The sequence below is a fragment of the Cyclobacteriaceae bacterium genome (genome assembly GCA_025808415.1).
Taxonomy (GTDB): domain Bacteria; phylum Bacteroidota; class Bacteroidia; order Cytophagales; family Cyclobacteriaceae; genus UBA2336.
Genome location: CP075525.1, coordinates 2,878,874 through 2,894,443, shown reverse-complemented (window position 1 = coordinate 2,894,443; position 15,570 = coordinate 2,878,874). Strand labels below are relative to the sequence as shown.

Sequence of the window (15,570 nt, the reverse complement as noted above, 5' to 3'; positions counted from 1 at the left end):
TGGTATGTACAGATTATTATTTTTAGCCTTGGTTCTCTTAATGGCTTGCAATAAGCAGGCTTCCGACATTGATTCAATACTGATTACTGTAGAGCGTAACTATGAAGTTCCTAAGAAGTCCGAGCAAGTTGTAATTTTTATCGACTGGAAGGAATTGATTAAACGAGCCCCGGGTGTGCAGCATACAACGCCTGTTGTTACCGACAGGAATTTTGGTACTGAGGTGCCGGTTGGGCTGATCGATACAGACGATGACAAGTCCCCGGATTTCCTGATATTGGAATACACGTTAAATTCAAATGAACCTGTTTTTACTTTTCTGATAGAAGCTGGAAATAGTAAACAGGAAGTAATTACTTCAACGCAAGAAGTTGATACCCGTTTTGAAGTTTCTTTTCTAACTCCATTGAGAGAATATGAAAAGAAGAATGGAGCGGTAACTGATTTTTCATCAGCATTGGTTAACAGCACCATGAATCAGTATCCGGATCTGGAGAAATTTCCCATCTATGCCCCAGACCGATGGAATTATGAGTATAGCTTTTTTATGGCGGGGGTTTATCGCCAGGGAAAGAAAGTTAAAAGTGATTCTTATGTATTGTATGCCCAACAATGGGTTGATGGTTTTATTACCAATGAAGGTTCCTTCGAGCCGGGTGTTTATAATATGAAAGAATACAAATTAGATGATATTCTTCCGGGTCGTGTCGTGATTTATTTGCACGAAGAAACCAAAAATCCAAAGTACAAGGCGATTGCCGATACATTGATACTTCATCTGGCACAACAACCAAAGACCAGTGATGGAGGATACTGGCATAAGGAAATTTATCCTTACCAAATGTGGCTGGATGGGATTTTTATGGCTGATGTTTTTTCCATGCAATATGCCAAGGCATACAATCAGCCCGAATGGTTTGATGAGTCCATTCACCAGATCAAACTGATTTATCAACGTACACTGGATCCGACAACCGGTTTGTTGTATCACGGTTGGGATGAATCGAAAAACCCGGTGTGGGCACATCCCGAAAGGGGAACCTCGCCAGAATTCTGGGGAAGAGCAGTTGGTTGGTATTTGATGGCGTTGGTGGAGAGCCTGGATTATATTCCTGAAAATCATCCCGAGCGTGATGAAGTTATAAAAATACTACAGGATTTATCCGCTGTTGTGCGAAAGTATCAGGATTCCTCTTCTAAACTTTGGTACCAGGTGATGGATAAAGGCAATCAACCGGGTAACTGGATTGAAACATCGTGTTCGGCCATGTTTGCCTACGCGTTTGCGAAGGGTCATCGGCAAGGTTTTCTGGATGAGTCATATCTCGTTACAGCCAATGAAGCTTTCAATGCGTTGTTAGATCAGTATGTGTTTGTGGATGATGCCGGAAATCTTCATCTGGATCAAACCGTGAAGATTGGTACCCTGAATCCGAAAAATTCAAAAGGTGATTTTGAATACTACATTTCAACCGAAAGGAGAATTGACGATTATAAAGGCTTAGCTTCATTATTGTTTTTAAGTATTGAATTAAATAAATAGAACGACATTGCGAACGGAAGGGTGGAATTGAGCGAGGGGGTGAAGCCTGTCTGCCGAACAGGCAGGCAATGACGGTTGGATTTAATTATGGGAAATATGATTTTCAGACTATTAGGTATATACATATCCCTGATCCTGACATGTTGTGCGCAACAGAGCACATCACAACAGAATCTTGATCGGCCCTTGGCTTTTCCCGGTGCTGAAGGTTTTGGTAAGTACACCACGGGCGGTCGTGGAGGCGCTGTACATGTAGTAACCAATCTGAATGATGATGGCCCGGGAAGTTTGCGCGAGGCTATTAAAAAGAAAGGGCCACGTATTATTGTATTTGCAGTTTCCGGGTATATCGATTTAAAAGAGCCACTCTATATTAATGACCCTGATGTTACCATTGCCGGCCAAACGGCACCGGGTGATGGCATTACCCTGCGGCATTACCCGTTGAAGATCAGTACCCACAATGTAATTATCCGGTATTTGCGCTTCCGGCTCGGAGATGAATCCGGTACGGAGGATGATGCCATCAGTGGTACACGACAGAAAAATATTATCATCGATCATTGTTCCATGAGTTGGGCAACGGATGAATGTGCCTCGTTTTATGGCAACGAGAACTTTACACTTCAGTGGTGTATTATTTCCGAGAGTCTTAACAGTTCGGTACATGCCAAAGGCGATCATGGGTATGGCGGAATCTGGGGTGGCAAGAAAGCATCGTTTCACCATAACCTGATTGCTAATCATAACAGCCGGTTGCCGCGTTTTAGCGGTTCAGCAACTGTTCCGAACACACCTGATGAACTGGTAGACTTTCGGAACAATGTTATTTACAATTGGATGAACAATAATACTTATGGTGGTGAGAAAGGTCGTTACAATATTGTAAACAATTATTATAAGCCAGGCCCTGCAACGAAAAGTAACCGAAAAGAAAGAATCCTTGACCCCTCAAAACCGTATGGTAAATTTTTTGTGCAGGGTAACGTGTTGGAGGGTTACAACCAGATAAGTCAGGATAACAGATTGGGTATTACCGTGAACCCAGATTCAGTAGTGGTCAACCAGCCATTTAGTGTTGAAAAGATTGCAGAACAAGCCGCACAGGGATCATATGAACTTGTTTTGCGGGGGGCAGGGGCAAGTTTAAAACGCGATGTTGTTGATGCCCGGATTATTGAAGAGGTTAAAACGGGCACGGCATCGTATGGAAAAAGTAACAATGGTATTATTGATTCGCAAAATGATGTTGGAGGCTGGCCGGAATTGAAGTTAGCAGTGGCACCAAAAGATTCGGATGGCGATGGAATGCCTGACGAATGGGAAATAAAAAACAAGTTGAATCCGAAAAGTGCTGCAGATGCCTCTCAACATACGTTAAGTAAATCCTATACGAACATTGAGGTGTACATCAATAGCCTGGTGGAAGTGTTGGTTCAGCTACGCTTAAGATAATTTTTGCACCAATCAAATATTTTATATTCAACGAGAATGAAACTACAAAGCGGTGGAAGAATTTCGCAGTGCTCACCAAGAAGATTAATCTCATTTCTTTGTATGCGCAGTGTCCTCTTTGTGTTCTTTGTAGTTACTATTGCCTCTGCCCAAAAAATTCAACCAACGAGTATTACCGTAGCGCAGAATGGAAGCGCTGACTATATCACCATTCAGGAAGCTATCAATGCCTGTCGCGATTTGGGCTATGCGCGCGTAACCATTAATATTAAAAACGGCATCTATAAAGAAAAGCTTGTTATTCCTTCATGGAAAACAGCGATAAGCCTGATTGGTGAAAGCAGGGATAACACCATTATTACTTACGATGACTATTCCGGTAAGGGCAATCCAAATACAAATGAGCCTGGTGCTAAATCCAAGCTCAGCACCTTCACCTCCTACACTATGCTGGTGCAGGGTAACGACATCATGCTTGAAAATTTAACGATACAGAATACAGCCGGTCGTGTAGGCCAGGCGGTAGCGTTGCATGTTGAAGGTGATCGTGTATCGGTGAAGAACTGCAGCATCAATGGAAATCAGGATACATTATTGGTTACGCGCGATGGCAGCCGGCAATACTTTAAAGACTGTTACATAGAGGGTACCACCGATTTTATTTTTGGTGAAGCCACAGCGTTGTTTGCTAACTGTACAATCAAAAGTTTATCAAACTCATTCATCACTGCTGCCTCAACACGTGAACATACACCCTTTGGTTTTGTCTTTCAAAACTGTAAACTGATTGCCGCTGACGAGGCAACATCAGTTTATTTTGGCAGACCGTGGAGACCCTTTGCGAAAACAGTTTTTATGAACTGTGAGCTGGGCAATCATATTCATGCAGAAGGCTGGGATCCGTGGAAAGGTGATGTCATGTTTCCTGATAAAGATAAAACAGCATTCTATGCAGAATATAAAAATTATGGATCGGGCGCTGATGTTGGCAAGCGCGTAGCCTGGTCGAAGCAACTGACGAAGAAGGAAGCAAAACAGTATACCTTAAAGAATATTTTTCGGGATTGGAATCCGGATTGAGTAGGAATGTGAATTCTTTTACAGTGTGTTTACAGCCAACGATGGCCATAAGTAATCAAAAGAAAATTCACTCAATCAATTTAAACCCTGAGCAATCCCCTAAATCCCCGTACACCGTAGTACGATTCGGCACCGTTGTGATAAATGAATACACGCCCGAACCGGTAGTCACCGAAAATGGCGCCTCCAAGTTTGCGTATATCGGCTGGGGTTTTTAGCCAACTTGAAGTTTTTGTATCGAACGGGCCAAGCTTTTGCAATTCGTGGTATTGTTCTTCAGTCAGCAATTCAATGCCCATGTCTTCGGCCATTTGCACGGCACTGGTTTCGGGTTTGTGTTCTTTCCGCGATTCCAATGCCTCATGATCGTAGCAAATACTTCTGCGGCCTTTGGGTGTTTCAGGAGAGCAATCGCAAAAAATGAATTCGCCTGATTTCTTATCGCAGGAGATTACATCAGGTTCACCACCTGAGCTTTCCATTTGGTGAAGTGACCACACCTTTGCGGGATTGGCCTCCAGTCTTGTTTGTACCTTTCCCCACTCAAAACCTTTGTGGCGATTCTTATTTTTTTCAAATCGGGTTTTTAATACATTAAGAAGTTCTTCCTGTTGATCACGTGATAACTTCTTTTTCGTGATTATATTCTTACTCATACGGTAAGAAATTTAGTTATTTTTTTGTTAACTACCCCTTTAAACGCTCAAGCTTTCCTTTTCGCTTTACAATATTTTTATAGTCCCATTGAATTTCGCGCGACTTTTTAAGCCAACGCGTTACCTCTCGGATGTTGACCTGATCAGTGGAGGTATACCGGATGGAGGCATCTTTGAATTTTCCGGGGCCAGGCTGTAGTTTTTCTTCATCAAAATCAATACCGCTCCAGAACATGAGCCGGATGCTGTCATTCAGTTTGCTGTACCCCACAACGGGGTTTCCGTCTAAAAACCAAACGGGGTGGGCATGCCAGATTTTACTTTCTGCTTCAGTTAATACATGATCGATGGTGTTGGCCAATACGGTGCAAATGGCTTTGTCGGTGGTTGTTTGTTTGTTTGTTGTTGTAGGCTTGTATTTCCTTGTTCATGGATTTAGTCTTAAGTTTTTGTGCAAGTTTTTGGGGAGCTACTGCGAAATATGCTGTGGTGAGGGCATCGGTGAATACATCACTGCGGACTTTTCAATTCAATAAGCGTCCATCCCTGTTTGCCCCATTTATTGTTAACCGGATAGATAATGGATTTGTTTGTGCTGGCGAAAACATCCTGATCGATCTCCGATAATTTGAGACATGCTCTGTTGTTGGCGTGATCATACGTTGCAAAGATCTTTTTCTTTACACGAAAAGAAGTTTTTTCATGGTGGGGTTCCTCCGTGGTTTCCGGAAAGGAGAGGGCCAGTTTGCGAAATGTTTGGAGGGTTACCATGTATTTAGTTTAGCCGGTACACAAGATTCGCAGGCCCAACGCATGCTGCAGGCTTGTATCCGTAATCATTCTTAGCTCCGGAATGGATGCCATATTTAAGGATGGTCTCAATTCGTAATACAAGTGTACCCATTTCCATAGGTCTCCTTTCTTTCCGATTCTAAAATCAACGCCCATAGGTATATAAGTGGAAGCAGCAAAGTTAGTTTTGTTTCGGAATGTTTCGGTTTTACCGGTGTAAGAACTTGAGTAAAAATGTGTATAGGAGGTATATCCGTTAGGGTAACGGTTTCGGGTATGGCCGTATTTGCTGTAATAGATTTCGGTGTGGGCATTAACCGATACGCCAACAGCAAGGCCTATCCCGGCATAAAACGACCAGCGGGCTAGCGGATTGGTTCTGAAAATGAACGACCCGTCAAGCCGAAGTTGTTCCGAGATGTAATTCATGCTGTAGTGTTGGTTATTTACAGAGTCAATATAAATGACTCGACCTGTTTGGGAAGACGTTAACGTATCATAGGGCTTGTTGTCCGTTTTGAACAGGCCTCCGTGCAGCATTGATCCTGAAAAATAGCTGATGCCAAGGCGAAAAACGGGGTTGGTTTTGTACTGGGTCTTTTGCTTATTACTGAATTGAAGCCCAATCAGCACCGAGAACAGCGAATTGTTTATAATATTGAAGCTGCCGGACTGGGAGAAACCGGTCATGTCGCTATTCAATAAATCCGATTCCGGAAAGAGCGTCTTAAAGTCTGCAAGGCCTGCTTTGGTGCTCGGAACCGAAAATGAACCACCCTGAATGGATACATCGTGGATTCTGATTTTTTTAATTTTCGTTGGTTGTTCTTCCTGTGCTGAAACAGCGAATGAAGCGGTGAGCAGGAGAGCTGCTGGTAAAACGTTGATGGTTCTCATTTTTTCGGGGGTTTGTATCCGATCAACGGTTTTTATAGGGGAGATATTGTTTAGGAGTGTAATGTTGATTTCTACAATGATGCATATAGATGAACCCGGTTCCCTTGCCTGGAAGCTACTTGTTGATTTAATGCTATTCTGTTCTAAGTATTTCTGCCGGATTGGTGGATGCGGTTTTAAACGTTTGGGAAGCAATGGTGGCAAATCCCAGTGTTAAAAGTATCGCCAGGCTAAGCAACACGTCCCAGAAATTCAGCGTGACATGGTATTCTTGCAGCTCGGGGAAAATCAGGTCGGCAAGCCATATCGTTATGGGAATGGCGAATACGGCAGCCCACATTATGAGGGTGAGATAATCTTTAGACAGCAGCACCGTAATATTCGTGGTGGTAGCACCCATCACTTTTCGGATGCTTACTTCTTTCGTCCTTGTTTCAGAAGTGTAAAACTTTCAGCGTTTTCAAAATGGGAGCGTGGATATTTATTTAGGCCATGCACAATCACGCCAACGGTTTACTTGGTCAGCAGGCTTGCAAGCCCTGCCTCCAACCCCCGCAATTCGGCTAGGCCCTTGAGACGGCCAATGGCGGAGTAGCCCGGGTAGGTTTTCTTGTTCAGGTCGTCCAGCATCTGGTGGCCATGGTCGGGGCGCATAGGTATGGAAGTGCCAGTGCGGTTCATGAGTTTGAGTACTTCACGCACTACGGCCACCATGTCGGTGTCGCCCTCTAAATGATTGGCTTCATAAAAGTTTCCATCGGCATCGCGCTTGGTGTTGCGCAGGTGTAAAAAGTGAATGCGTTCACCAAATTTCCGGATCATGCCCGTAATGTCATTGTCGGCACGCGCACCAAATGAACCTGTGCAGAAGCATAAGCCATTGGCAGGTGAGGGCGCAGCATTCAGTAATTCCTGTACATCCTTTTCGGTGCTTACCACTCGCGGTAAACCGAGCACGGAATAGGGTGGGTCATCGGGGTGGATGGCCAGTTTTAGTCCTGCTTCTTCCGCTACCGGTGCAACTTCTTGCAAAAAATGAAATAAGTGTTGTTTCAGTTTGGCCGCGTCTATGTTCTCGTATTCTTTCAGGGCAGTCAGTACCTGTTCGGGTGTAAAGCTCTCATCGCTGCCGGGCAGGCCAAGCATGGCATTCTGAAAAAGAAATTTCTTTTCTTCTTCGGTCATGCTGTTGAAGCGAGCAGTGGCCTTTTGTATTTCTTCGGGTGAGTAATCCTTTTCAGCATCAGGTCGTTTCAGCATAAACAAATCAAACGCAACAAAAGCTGCCCGCTCAAAGTAAAGTGCTTTGCTTCCATTGGGCAGTGTGTAGGAAACGTTTGTGCGCAACCAATCCAGTATCGGCATAAAATTGTAGGTCACAACTTTCAGGCCGCATGCCGCTACGTTACGCAAACTGATTTTGTATTGCTCAATGTATTTTTTGTAGTCACCGGTTTGTTTTTTTATATCTTCATGTACAGGCAGACTTTCAATCACCGTCCACATTAAACCAGCATCTTCAATTATTTTTTTTCGTTTGTTGATTTCTTCAATCGTCCACACATCACCAACCGGAATGTGGTGCACTGCGGTTACAACACCCGTACACCCGGCTTGTCGTATGTCGCTCAGGCTTACCGGATCGTTAGGTCCGAACCACCGCATGGTTTGTTCCATTCTCACCACTTTCATTTATCAATTATAGGGTTAAAACCCAATCGAATTTCCTCCATCGACAGGCACTACTGTTCCGGTGATAAAGGTTGAATCATCGGATGCAAGAAAGTACGCTGCGTTTGCTACATCTTGCGGATCGCCCAGTCGACCCATCGGGGTACGGGAAAGAACTTTTTGTCTTCGTTCAGGGTCGCCATTTAAAGCCGTTGCCGACATTTTTGTAGCTATGAATCCGGGGGCAATGCAATTTACGCGCACACCATGCGGAGAAAGTTCAACCGCCAGTGTGCGGGTAATACCTTCAATGGCTGTTTTGGAAGCGGCATAGGCGACCACTCCGGGTAAGCCATACTGGGCTGCCATGGAGCTGATGTTAATTATGCTACCTGATTTGTTGGCTATCATATTTTTAGCTACTTCGCGGGTAATAGCAAACACACTGGTTAGGTTGGTGAGCAGTATGTTCTGAAATTCCTGATCGGTAACTTCCAAGGCACTTTTCTTCATGTTTATGCCGGCATTGTTTACCAGTATATCTACCTGACCGTGCTTTTTTACAATGCTGTTTACTAGTTCAGGCAAACCACTGAGGTTAGTTACATCAAACGAAATGCCTTCGCTATTGCTGCCAAGCAATGCGGTGACTTCATTTAGTTTTTGCTGATCTCTGCCCACAATGATGGTGTGTATATTCTGTTCAGTAAACTTTTTTGCGATAGCAAAACCGATTCCTGATGATCCTCCGGTTACGATGGCAATCTTTTTTCCCATGCGGTATAATAATTAAACCTTATCACCACTGCGGCCTGATGCCGGGTGCATAAGGGAATTCTAAATTCATATAATACTCTAAAGTCTTGTCAGGTTTTTCAAACCCAGCCGGTAGGGGCAACCCTGAAAAGGTCTGGAAATACAACAAGCAGGCGTTGCGCCACCAAATGGCTTCCTTGTATTGAATGTCCAGCAACATTTTTACGTGTTCAAAGCGTTCCTGGTCAATTTTTCCTTCCAGTGTATTCCATTTCTGTTGAAACGATTTTACTTCTTCTGCGCCAGCGTAATAGTGGTGGCACAGTTCTTCCCACAATGTTTTTCCTGATTTTAGTTTTTCAGTCCAACTCACATGATGAAACCACAGCAGAAATTTTTCAGGACATTGTTCACGTGAACCAAACAGGTTGGCTACCGGCTCCACATACTGCGCAATGGCATTGCTGCCTGATGCTGTGCGGTTAAAACCAATGCCTTCTTTGCTTGCCTGGTGATAATATACGGATGTCCAGTCGGCACGGTGTTTATCTTTAATCCACGGTGCAGGCCCGTAATGGTGACTCCACCCCATGATGTGGTGCAGCCCTAGTGGCGTCATATACGACACGGTGGTTTCCCAGGAGTTGTCCATGATTTCTTTAATCGGATTTATAAAGTCTGCATCGTTCGTGAACGTCATGCGTATCCATTCATCCGCTATTTGATTGGCTGAAAGCTGATGATTCCACGCCAACCTTCCGAATGCATACCAATTGGCTTGCGCGAAGGGATGGCTCGTCCAATTTCTGTCGGTGCCGATGTTGGCTACACCGGCAATACCTGAAAGCTGGTGGTTGTCGAGTGATCCGTCAATAACTTTTGCCACTGTTGATCCTGTGCCTTTGGCATGTGTATCGGCATCCAGGCATTCTTTAAATTGATTGGCCAGATAAACCAGATGGGTGCTGAAGCCGGTGTATTCTTGTGTAAGTTGAAACTCCATCATTAACGGAGTGTTGGGAATGGTTCCAAACATCGGATGGAACGGTTCGCGCGGTTGAAAATCGATGGCTCCGTTTTTTACTTGTATCAACACATTTTTTCTGAACGTTCCATCAAGCGGTTTAAATTCATTGTAGGCTTGCTTGGCGCGATCGTCAGGTACTTTATCATCATACACAAAAGCACGCCACATAACTATTCCATTGAAAGGTGCTACTGCATCAGCCAACATGTTGGCGCCATCAGCATGGTTGCGGTTGTAGTTTTGCGGGCCCGGTTGTCCTTCCGAATTTGCTTTCACCAAAAAGCCACCGAAGTCGGGAACATGTGTGTAGATTTCCTTCACCTTGTCTTTCCACCATTGCTGAACGGATTCATCCAGTGGATCGGCAGTTTTTAATCCACCCAGTTCAATAGGTGCGCTGAAGCGTGCGGTGAGGTAAATCTTTATACCATACGGCCGGAACACATCTGCGAGTGCGGCTACTTTTTCAAGGTAATGCTTGGAAAGTACGCGTGCATTTGCATTTACATTGGTTACTACTGTTCCGTTTATGCCGATGGAAGCATTTGCACGGGCATAGTCATGATAGCGCGGATCAATGTATCCGGGAAGTTTGTGCCAGTCCCACAAGGAAAATCCGGCATAGCCGCGTTCAACGGTTCGATCGAGGTTGTCCCAATGATTGAGTACACGCAGGTTAATGCGCGGTGAATTTTCAATATCAAGTTTGTAAATCGGTTGATGGGTTTGCAGCAATTTTAAAAAGTGAAATGCACCATATAGCACACCGATTTCTTCCGGTGCAGCAATTACGGTTAGTTTCTTCTTCTGGTAGGTTGTGGTGAGTATTAAAAATCCTTCATTGCCCAGTTTCTTTAATCTGGTGTCAAGATTTAGGTTTCGGATTATTTCGGACGATTGGGGAGTGCCCAACAAAACGGTTGATGTTCCCGGGGTTTTAACTTCCGGAATGTTTCCGATTAATCCCCTAAGGCCTTGTTGAATTTCTTTTTTAACCAGTGAAAGGGTGGGTGAGTTGCCATGCACCATCCATCCGGTAATGTTCTTCTTGTATCCAGTCGCTACGGCCTTGTTTGTTATCGGATCATACCGAAGCCACAGCCGGTAGCCGTCTTCACTATGTACAGCAGTAAATGTTAAACATAGAATAATGAAGAGCAGTGGCAGTTTTTTCATGGTAATGTAATGGCGCTATTTCTTCAGGGAAGATTGACGGATAATCAATTCATGGCGCAACACAATGGTGTTTAGGTTTGCTGTATTGCTTTTATTTAGCTTGTTCAACAAGGTAGCGGCTGCTACTTCACCCATTTCCTGACCCGGATAATTTACGGTGGTCAGGTTGGGTTCAATCACTTTCGATACCGGATCGTTGTTGAATCCGACAAAAGCAATATCCTCAGGTATTCTTATTCCTGCTAGTTTCAGTTCGCGCATGCAGGCAACTGCCGAAGTGTCGTTGGCGGCAAAAACACCATCGGGCCTTTCATTCATTTCTAAAATTTGTCGGGCTGCTTCTTCACCTCCCATGTCGCTCAGGTTGTTGCTGATCACCAGTTCCGGATCAAATGCAATGCCTCTTTCCTGTAGCGCTTGTTTGTATCCGTCTAGTCGATCGGCATATACATTGCGGTTTAAACTTCCGGAAAGATGAACAATGCGTTTGCATCCTTGATCAAGAAGATGTTTGGTGGCATCATAGCCAGCCTGGTGGTTATCGATAACAATACTGGTACAGCCAGCGTGTTCCAGAATACGGTCGAAGAAAATGATTGGGATATTTTTCGTCAGCAGGGCTTGAAAGTGCTCTGTGTCTTTCGTGTCGTACGCAAGTGAAACCATCAAGCCATCAATGCGGCTGTTATACATGGTGTTCACGCCAGCAATTTCTTTTTTGAAGGATTCCTGCGATTGCGAGATGATGAGGTTGTACCCGTTTTCATTCACCAGCTTTTCCATACCGGCAATTACGGTGGACATGAAGTAACTGTTCAGGCGTGGAACGATGACACCGATCGTGTTGGTTTTCTTTCGCCTGAGGTTGCTCGCAAAGGTGTTGTACTGGTACCCCATCTTTTTAGCGGTATCCAGAATTTTTCTTTTTGTATCTTTTCGGAGTCCGGGATGATCTTTCAGTCCGCGGCTTACCGTGGCAGGGGAAACGTTGAGGGCCTCTGCTATATCGTAAATGGTGACTTCTTTGTGGTGAGTCATTTCAATCGATTACATGACAAATTAACACTAAAAATCGCAAAAAAATCATTAATAAAAACACTTAAATGCAATCGGTTGCATTAATATTTCTCAGTAAGACTATCAAATTCATAACTCAAATTACTTCATAGCAAGCTTCTTTGACTTTTTTTTATTGAATTCGGCTTTTTTTAGACCAATTCAATCCGTTTTCCTGTCCGCTTAGCTTCATAAATCGCCTGTAGTAACCTCACATCCCGCCTTCCCATTTCACCGGGTACCGGAGAAGGGCGATTGTCTCGGATGGCTATCGCAAAGTCATCCATTTGTTTGGCTTGTTGATTCACAGGCTGAATCTCCATTTTTCCAGCGGACGTTTCACCTTGCAATCCACCGTAGTTAAATGCCGGAGAAAGTTGGAACCAACCCTTTTCGGCCTCAGCTCTCAGCACGTTCATGTTTTCTGAGTAACTGGTTTTACCTTTAGCCCGAAGTCCATTGGGCATTTCAAATTCCCACGTGAGTGATTCTTCAACTTCGCTGAATTTCAACGGATCGGTTTTTGGTCCTTCCTTAGCCGTAACCGCAATGGGCTCCATGCCGGAGAGGTAACAAAAACCCTGAACACTGTAGATGCCAAGATCCATCAAGGGGCCACCACCGGCAAGCGTTTTATTCAATCGCCATATTCCGACCGAAGCTTTAAAGCCAAAGGATGAGGTCAGATCCGTCAGCTCGCCAAAAACTTTTTCGTTGGCGAGTCTGATCATCTCACGGTGATAAGGATCAAAGTGCAGTCGATAGCCGATGGAAAGACGCACGTTGGCTTTGTTACACGCTTCAATCATTCGATCACAATCCTCAACGGTAATGGCCATGGGTTTCTCACAGATAACATGCTTACCTGCCTGGGCCGCTCTAATGGTATACTCGGCATGCATGGAGTTGGGAAGCACAACATAAATAATGTCAATGTCAGGATTGTCTTTAATGCTATCGAAGTTTTCGTATGCATAAATATTCTTATCGGGAATATTATACTTCTCTTTCCATTGCGGGATTTTTGATGGCGTACCGGTAACAATTCCTGCCAGGTAACAATATTCGGTCTGCTCAAGGGCAGGCGCCAACTGGCCGCCAGCATAAGCGCCCAAACCCACCAGCGCAATCCCAAGCTTTTCTTTATCGCGGTTCATGGATGTTCCTTTACTTTCTTTTTTAGTACTGCTACTGCACGAATAAACTGAAGCAAACGATGTAAGGCCTAATGTTGTAAGGCCAAGGTTGTAAATGAACTTTCTTCTTGAGTCGGCATGCGTTGAAGTTGTATCCATAAGCAGGGTTGTTTGGTTAAACAAATTGTTGCAGCACAAGTATGCCCAATAAGCCTAATACTGACATCAGCGACTCCATTACTGTCCATGACATGAAGGTTTGTTTTAGCGACAGGTTGAAGAATTCCTTAAACATCCAAAAGCCGGTATCGTTAATGTGCGAGCAAAACACACTTCCAGAGCCCACCGCAAGCACCATTAGTTCAGGCGATACTACACCACTTAATACCAAGGGGGAAACAATTCCTGCAGCTGTCAAGCCTGCCACCGTAGCAGAACCAAGCGCGATACGAAGGAGCGCGGTAATGATCCACGCGAAAAGATATGGATTGATTTGCCACTCACTGCTAAAGGAAGTGATGTATTTCCCTGTACCGCTGTCGATTAAAACTTCCTTTAAAACTCCTCCTGCGGTGATGATCAATAGTATCATGGCAATGCCAGAGATGCCTTCCGTTAACCATTCCATAATGGTGTGCATATCCGTACCCCTTCGCGTTCCAAAAAAGTAAACGGCCAGTAAAACAGAAGTCAGTAATGCAATATTTGGGTTTCCGAAAAACTGTATGATTGAATAGATGGTTCCTGCTGATTTAAAGAAAGTATCAACAACTACTGCTAAGGAAATAAGCAATACCGGCATTAAAGCAATGATAAAACTTGCAAAAGGTGAGGGTGGGTTTGTTGGTTCAACCGGCTGCTCATGGAATGAATTTCCGTTGGCGGTTGCTCCGATATTCTTTAATAATTTGCCAAGAAACGGACCCGCAATAATTACGATAGGGATTACCAGGATTAAGCCATAAACCAGTGTTAGACCTAAATCGGCATTAAAAGCATTAACTAAAACAACCGGGCCCGGGTGAGGAGGAAGAAAGCAATGTGTTGCGGAAAGCGAAGCGGCTGTTGGTATGGCAATATACAATAAGGGTAAGCCCGTTCTTCGCGCTACCGAAAAAACAAGAGGCACAAGAATGATAAAACCCGCATTGTAATAAAGCGGAAGACCTACCAGAAAACCTGTTAGCAATACAGCCCATTGCACATGACGTTCACCAAAATTTCTGATAAGGTTGGATGTGATTTGATTAATGGCTCCGCTGGCTTCCAGAATTTTTCCCAACACAGCACCAAGGCAAATGATCAGCGCCAATCCGCTAAGTGTACTCCCCACGCCCTTTTCAATAGAAACGACCAAGTCAGAAGGATGCATGCCTAACAGAAGGCCAACGACAATGGCAACAATCAGCAACGATAAAAACGGGCTGATTTTCTTATAAGTAAGATAAACTTGCAGGGCAACACCAAACGCAATAATGAGTAGCGGCATCAGCTGACAAAATTTATTAACGTACCTATACTACCGATTTTTATCCTGATTTCATCACCTGATTTTAACGTAAAGTCGTTTGGAGGAACAATACCGGTCCCCGTCATGATCAGGCATCCATAAGGAAAGGAACATTCGCGGTAAACGAATGATGCCAACTCTTCAAGAGACCGTTTCATTTGGTTAATGGCGATGGAATCCGTGTATACAGTGTCACCATTACGAAGAATATCCAGATGAATTACTGTTTCAGGCTTGATGGGTGTGTCGGTAACGTACACACACGGGCCAATGGCGGCACAGCCATCATACGTTTTGGCTTGTGGAAGATAGAGCGGATTTTCGCCTTCAATACTTCTGCTGCTCATATCATTGCCTATTGTATAGCCAATAATTTTTCCGGAGGAAGTAACCACCAGGGTCAGTTCAGGTTCAGGTACATCCCAGGTGGAGTCTTTTCTGATTCTTACCTTGCCTCCATGCCCGACAACACGGTGAGCAGTTGATTTGAAAAACACTTCAGGTCTTTCCGCTTCGTAAACCCGAGCGTAAAAGTCGCCACCACCAGAAGTTTTTGATTCTTCCTGTCTTCCAACTTTACTGCGCATGTAGGTTACACCGCATGCCCACAATTCCTGATTGGCAATGGGGGCAAGAACTGAATTCTTGATAAGCTCCGTTGCCTGATGTGTGGGGGAACTTACAGATATGATTTGCTGAAGTTTATCAAACAAATGATCATTGTTAATGAATTTATCCCAGTCTTCCTGGTATAGGAAAAAATTGTCTTTATTTTCAATCAATATACCCGAAATGGTTTTATAAACTCTCATAGC

General features: G+C 44.2%; 14 protein-coding genes and 1 pseudogene. 3 read left to right on the top strand and 12 right to left on the bottom strand.

All coding sequences use genetic code 11. From position 1 onward, the window contains the following. Nucleotides 1-4: 4 nt before the first annotated feature. The 3 genes from KIT51_12970 (at nt 5) to KIT51_12960 (ending at nt 4,078) form a co-directional block, all read left to right on the top strand. Nucleotides 5-1,543, top strand: a complete 1,539-nt coding sequence (locus tag KIT51_12970) for a glycoside hydrolase family 88 protein (GenBank protein ID UYN85776.1) — start codon at nt 5-7, stop codon at nt 1,541-1,543. 186 nt (nt 1,544-1,729) lie between these two features. Next, on the top strand, nt 1,730-2,998 hold the full coding sequence (locus KIT51_12965) for a pectate lyase (protein UYN88588.1): 1,269 nt from the start codon (nt 1,730-1,732) through the stop codon (nt 2,996-2,998). Nucleotides 2,999-3,100: 102 nt separating this feature from the next. Further along, entirely contained in the window at nt 3,101-4,078 is a 978-nt protein-coding gene (locus KIT51_12960) for a pectin esterase (protein UYN85775.1), read from the top strand. A gap of 80 nt (nt 4,079-4,158) precedes the next feature. On the opposite strand, the gene KIT51_12955 is transcribed toward KIT51_12960, so the two are convergent. The 12 genes and pseudogenes from KIT51_12955 to KIT51_12900 form a co-directional block, all read right to left on the bottom strand. After that, the gene (locus KIT51_12955; GenBank protein ID UYN85774.1) at nt 4,159-4,734 is read right to left on the bottom strand and encodes a DUF4256 domain-containing protein; all 576 of its coding nucleotides are present in this window, start codon (nt 4,732-4,734) and stop codon (nt 4,159-4,161) included. 31 nt (nt 4,735-4,765) lie between these two features. Beyond that, the gene (locus KIT51_12950; GenBank protein ID UYN85773.1) at nt 4,766-5,095 is read right to left on the bottom strand and encodes a DUF1801 domain-containing protein; all 330 of its coding nucleotides are present in this window, start codon (nt 5,093-5,095) and stop codon (nt 4,766-4,768) included. Continuing rightward, a pseudogene (locus tag KIT51_12945) lies at nt 5,064-5,505 on the bottom strand (MmcQ/YjbR family DNA-binding protein). Before KIT51_12945 ends, KIT51_12950 begins: the two are co-directional and overlap by 32 nt. A 9-nt stretch (nt 5,506-5,514) precedes the next feature. Further along, a complete protein-coding gene (locus KIT51_12940; protein UYN85772.1) occupies nt 5,515-6,423 on the bottom strand; it encodes a hypothetical protein in 909 nt (302 codons plus the stop codon). 133 nt (nt 6,424-6,556) lie between these two features. Then, the gene (locus KIT51_12935) at nt 6,557-6,823 is read right to left on the bottom strand and encodes a hypothetical protein (protein ID UYN85771.1); all 267 of its coding nucleotides are present in this window, start codon (nt 6,821-6,823) and stop codon (nt 6,557-6,559) included. A gap of 113 nt (nt 6,824-6,936) precedes the next feature. Next, nucleotides 6,937-8,100: a mannonate dehydratase gene (uxuA, locus tag KIT51_12930; protein ID UYN88587.1), complete on the bottom strand. Its 1,164-nt coding sequence runs from the start codon at nt 8,098-8,100 to the stop codon at nt 6,937-6,939. Between the two features lie 30 nt (nt 8,101-8,130). Next, nucleotides 8,131-8,871 carry an SDR family oxidoreductase gene (locus KIT51_12925; protein ID UYN85770.1) on the bottom strand — a complete coding sequence of 247 codons (741 nt, stop codon included), beginning with the start codon at nt 8,869-8,871 and terminating at the stop codon, nt 8,131-8,133. A 22-nt stretch (nt 8,872-8,893) separates the two neighbouring features. Next, the gene (locus KIT51_12920) at nt 8,894-11,053 is read right to left on the bottom strand and encodes an alpha-glucuronidase (protein ID UYN85769.1); all 2,160 of its coding nucleotides are present in this window, start codon (nt 11,051-11,053) and stop codon (nt 8,894-8,896) included. Nucleotides 11,054-11,068: 15 nt separating this feature from the next. Continuing rightward, nucleotides 11,069-12,091 (bottom strand): LacI family DNA-binding transcriptional regulator, encoded by a 1,023-nt coding sequence (locus KIT51_12915; protein UYN85768.1) that lies wholly within the window; start codon nt 12,089-12,091, stop codon nt 11,069-11,071. A gap of 170 nt (nt 12,092-12,261) precedes the next feature. Next, the gene (locus KIT51_12910) at nt 12,262-13,404 is read right to left on the bottom strand and encodes a Gfo/Idh/MocA family oxidoreductase (GenBank protein ID UYN85767.1); all 1,143 of its coding nucleotides are present in this window, start codon (nt 13,402-13,404) and stop codon (nt 12,262-12,264) included. Between the two features lie 16 nt (nt 13,405-13,420). Continuing rightward, on the bottom strand, nt 13,421-14,734 hold the full coding sequence (locus KIT51_12905; protein ID UYN85766.1) for a gluconate:H+ symporter: 1,314 nt from the start codon (nt 14,732-14,734) through the stop codon (nt 13,421-13,423). After that, entirely contained in the window at nt 14,734-15,567 is an 834-nt protein-coding gene (locus KIT51_12900) for a fumarylacetoacetate hydrolase family protein (protein UYN85765.1), read from the bottom strand. The genes KIT51_12905 and KIT51_12900 overlap by 1 nt, the downstream gene beginning before the upstream one ends. Between the last annotated feature and the right edge of the window lie 3 nt (nt 15,568-15,570).

Coding starts and splice junctions, on each gene's coding strand:
- KIT51_12970 (UYN85776.1), top strand. CDS start 5: ATGTACAGATTATTATTTTTAGCCTTGGTTCTCTTAATGGCTTGCAAT.
- KIT51_12960 (UYN85775.1), top strand. CDS start 3,101: ATGCGCAGTGTCCTCTTTGTGTTCTTTGTAGTTACTATTGCCTCTGCC.
- KIT51_12955 (UYN85774.1), bottom strand. CDS start 4,734: ATGAGTAAGAATATAATCACGAAAAAGAAGTTATCACGTGATCAACAG.
- KIT51_12940 (UYN85772.1), bottom strand. CDS start 6,423: ATGAGAACCATCAACGTTTTACCAGCAGCTCTCCTGCTCACCGCTTCA.
- KIT51_12935 (UYN85771.1), bottom strand. CDS start 6,823: ATGGGTGCTACCACCACGAATATTACGGTGCTGCTGTCTAAAGATTAT.
- uxuA (UYN88587.1), bottom strand. CDS start 8,100: ATGGAACAAACCATGCGGTGGTTCGGACCTAACGATCCGGTAAGCCTG.
- KIT51_12925 (UYN85770.1), bottom strand. CDS start 8,871: ATGGGAAAAAAGATTGCCATCGTAACCGGAGGATCATCAGGAATCGGT.
- KIT51_12920 (UYN85769.1), bottom strand. CDS start 11,053: ATGAAAAAACTGCCACTGCTCTTCATTATTCTATGTTTAACATTTACT.
- KIT51_12915 (UYN85768.1), bottom strand. CDS start 12,091: ATGACTCACCACAAAGAAGTCACCATTTACGATATAGCAGAGGCCCTC.
- KIT51_12910 (UYN85767.1), bottom strand. CDS start 13,404: ATGGATACAACTTCAACGCATGCCGACTCAAGAAGAAAGTTCATTTAC.
- KIT51_12905 (UYN85766.1), bottom strand. CDS start 14,734: ATGCCGCTACTCATTATTGCGTTTGGTGTTGCCCTGCAAGTTTATCTT.
- KIT51_12900 (UYN85765.1), bottom strand. CDS start 15,567: ATGAGAGTTTATAAAACCATTTCGGGTATATTGATTGAAAATAAAGAC.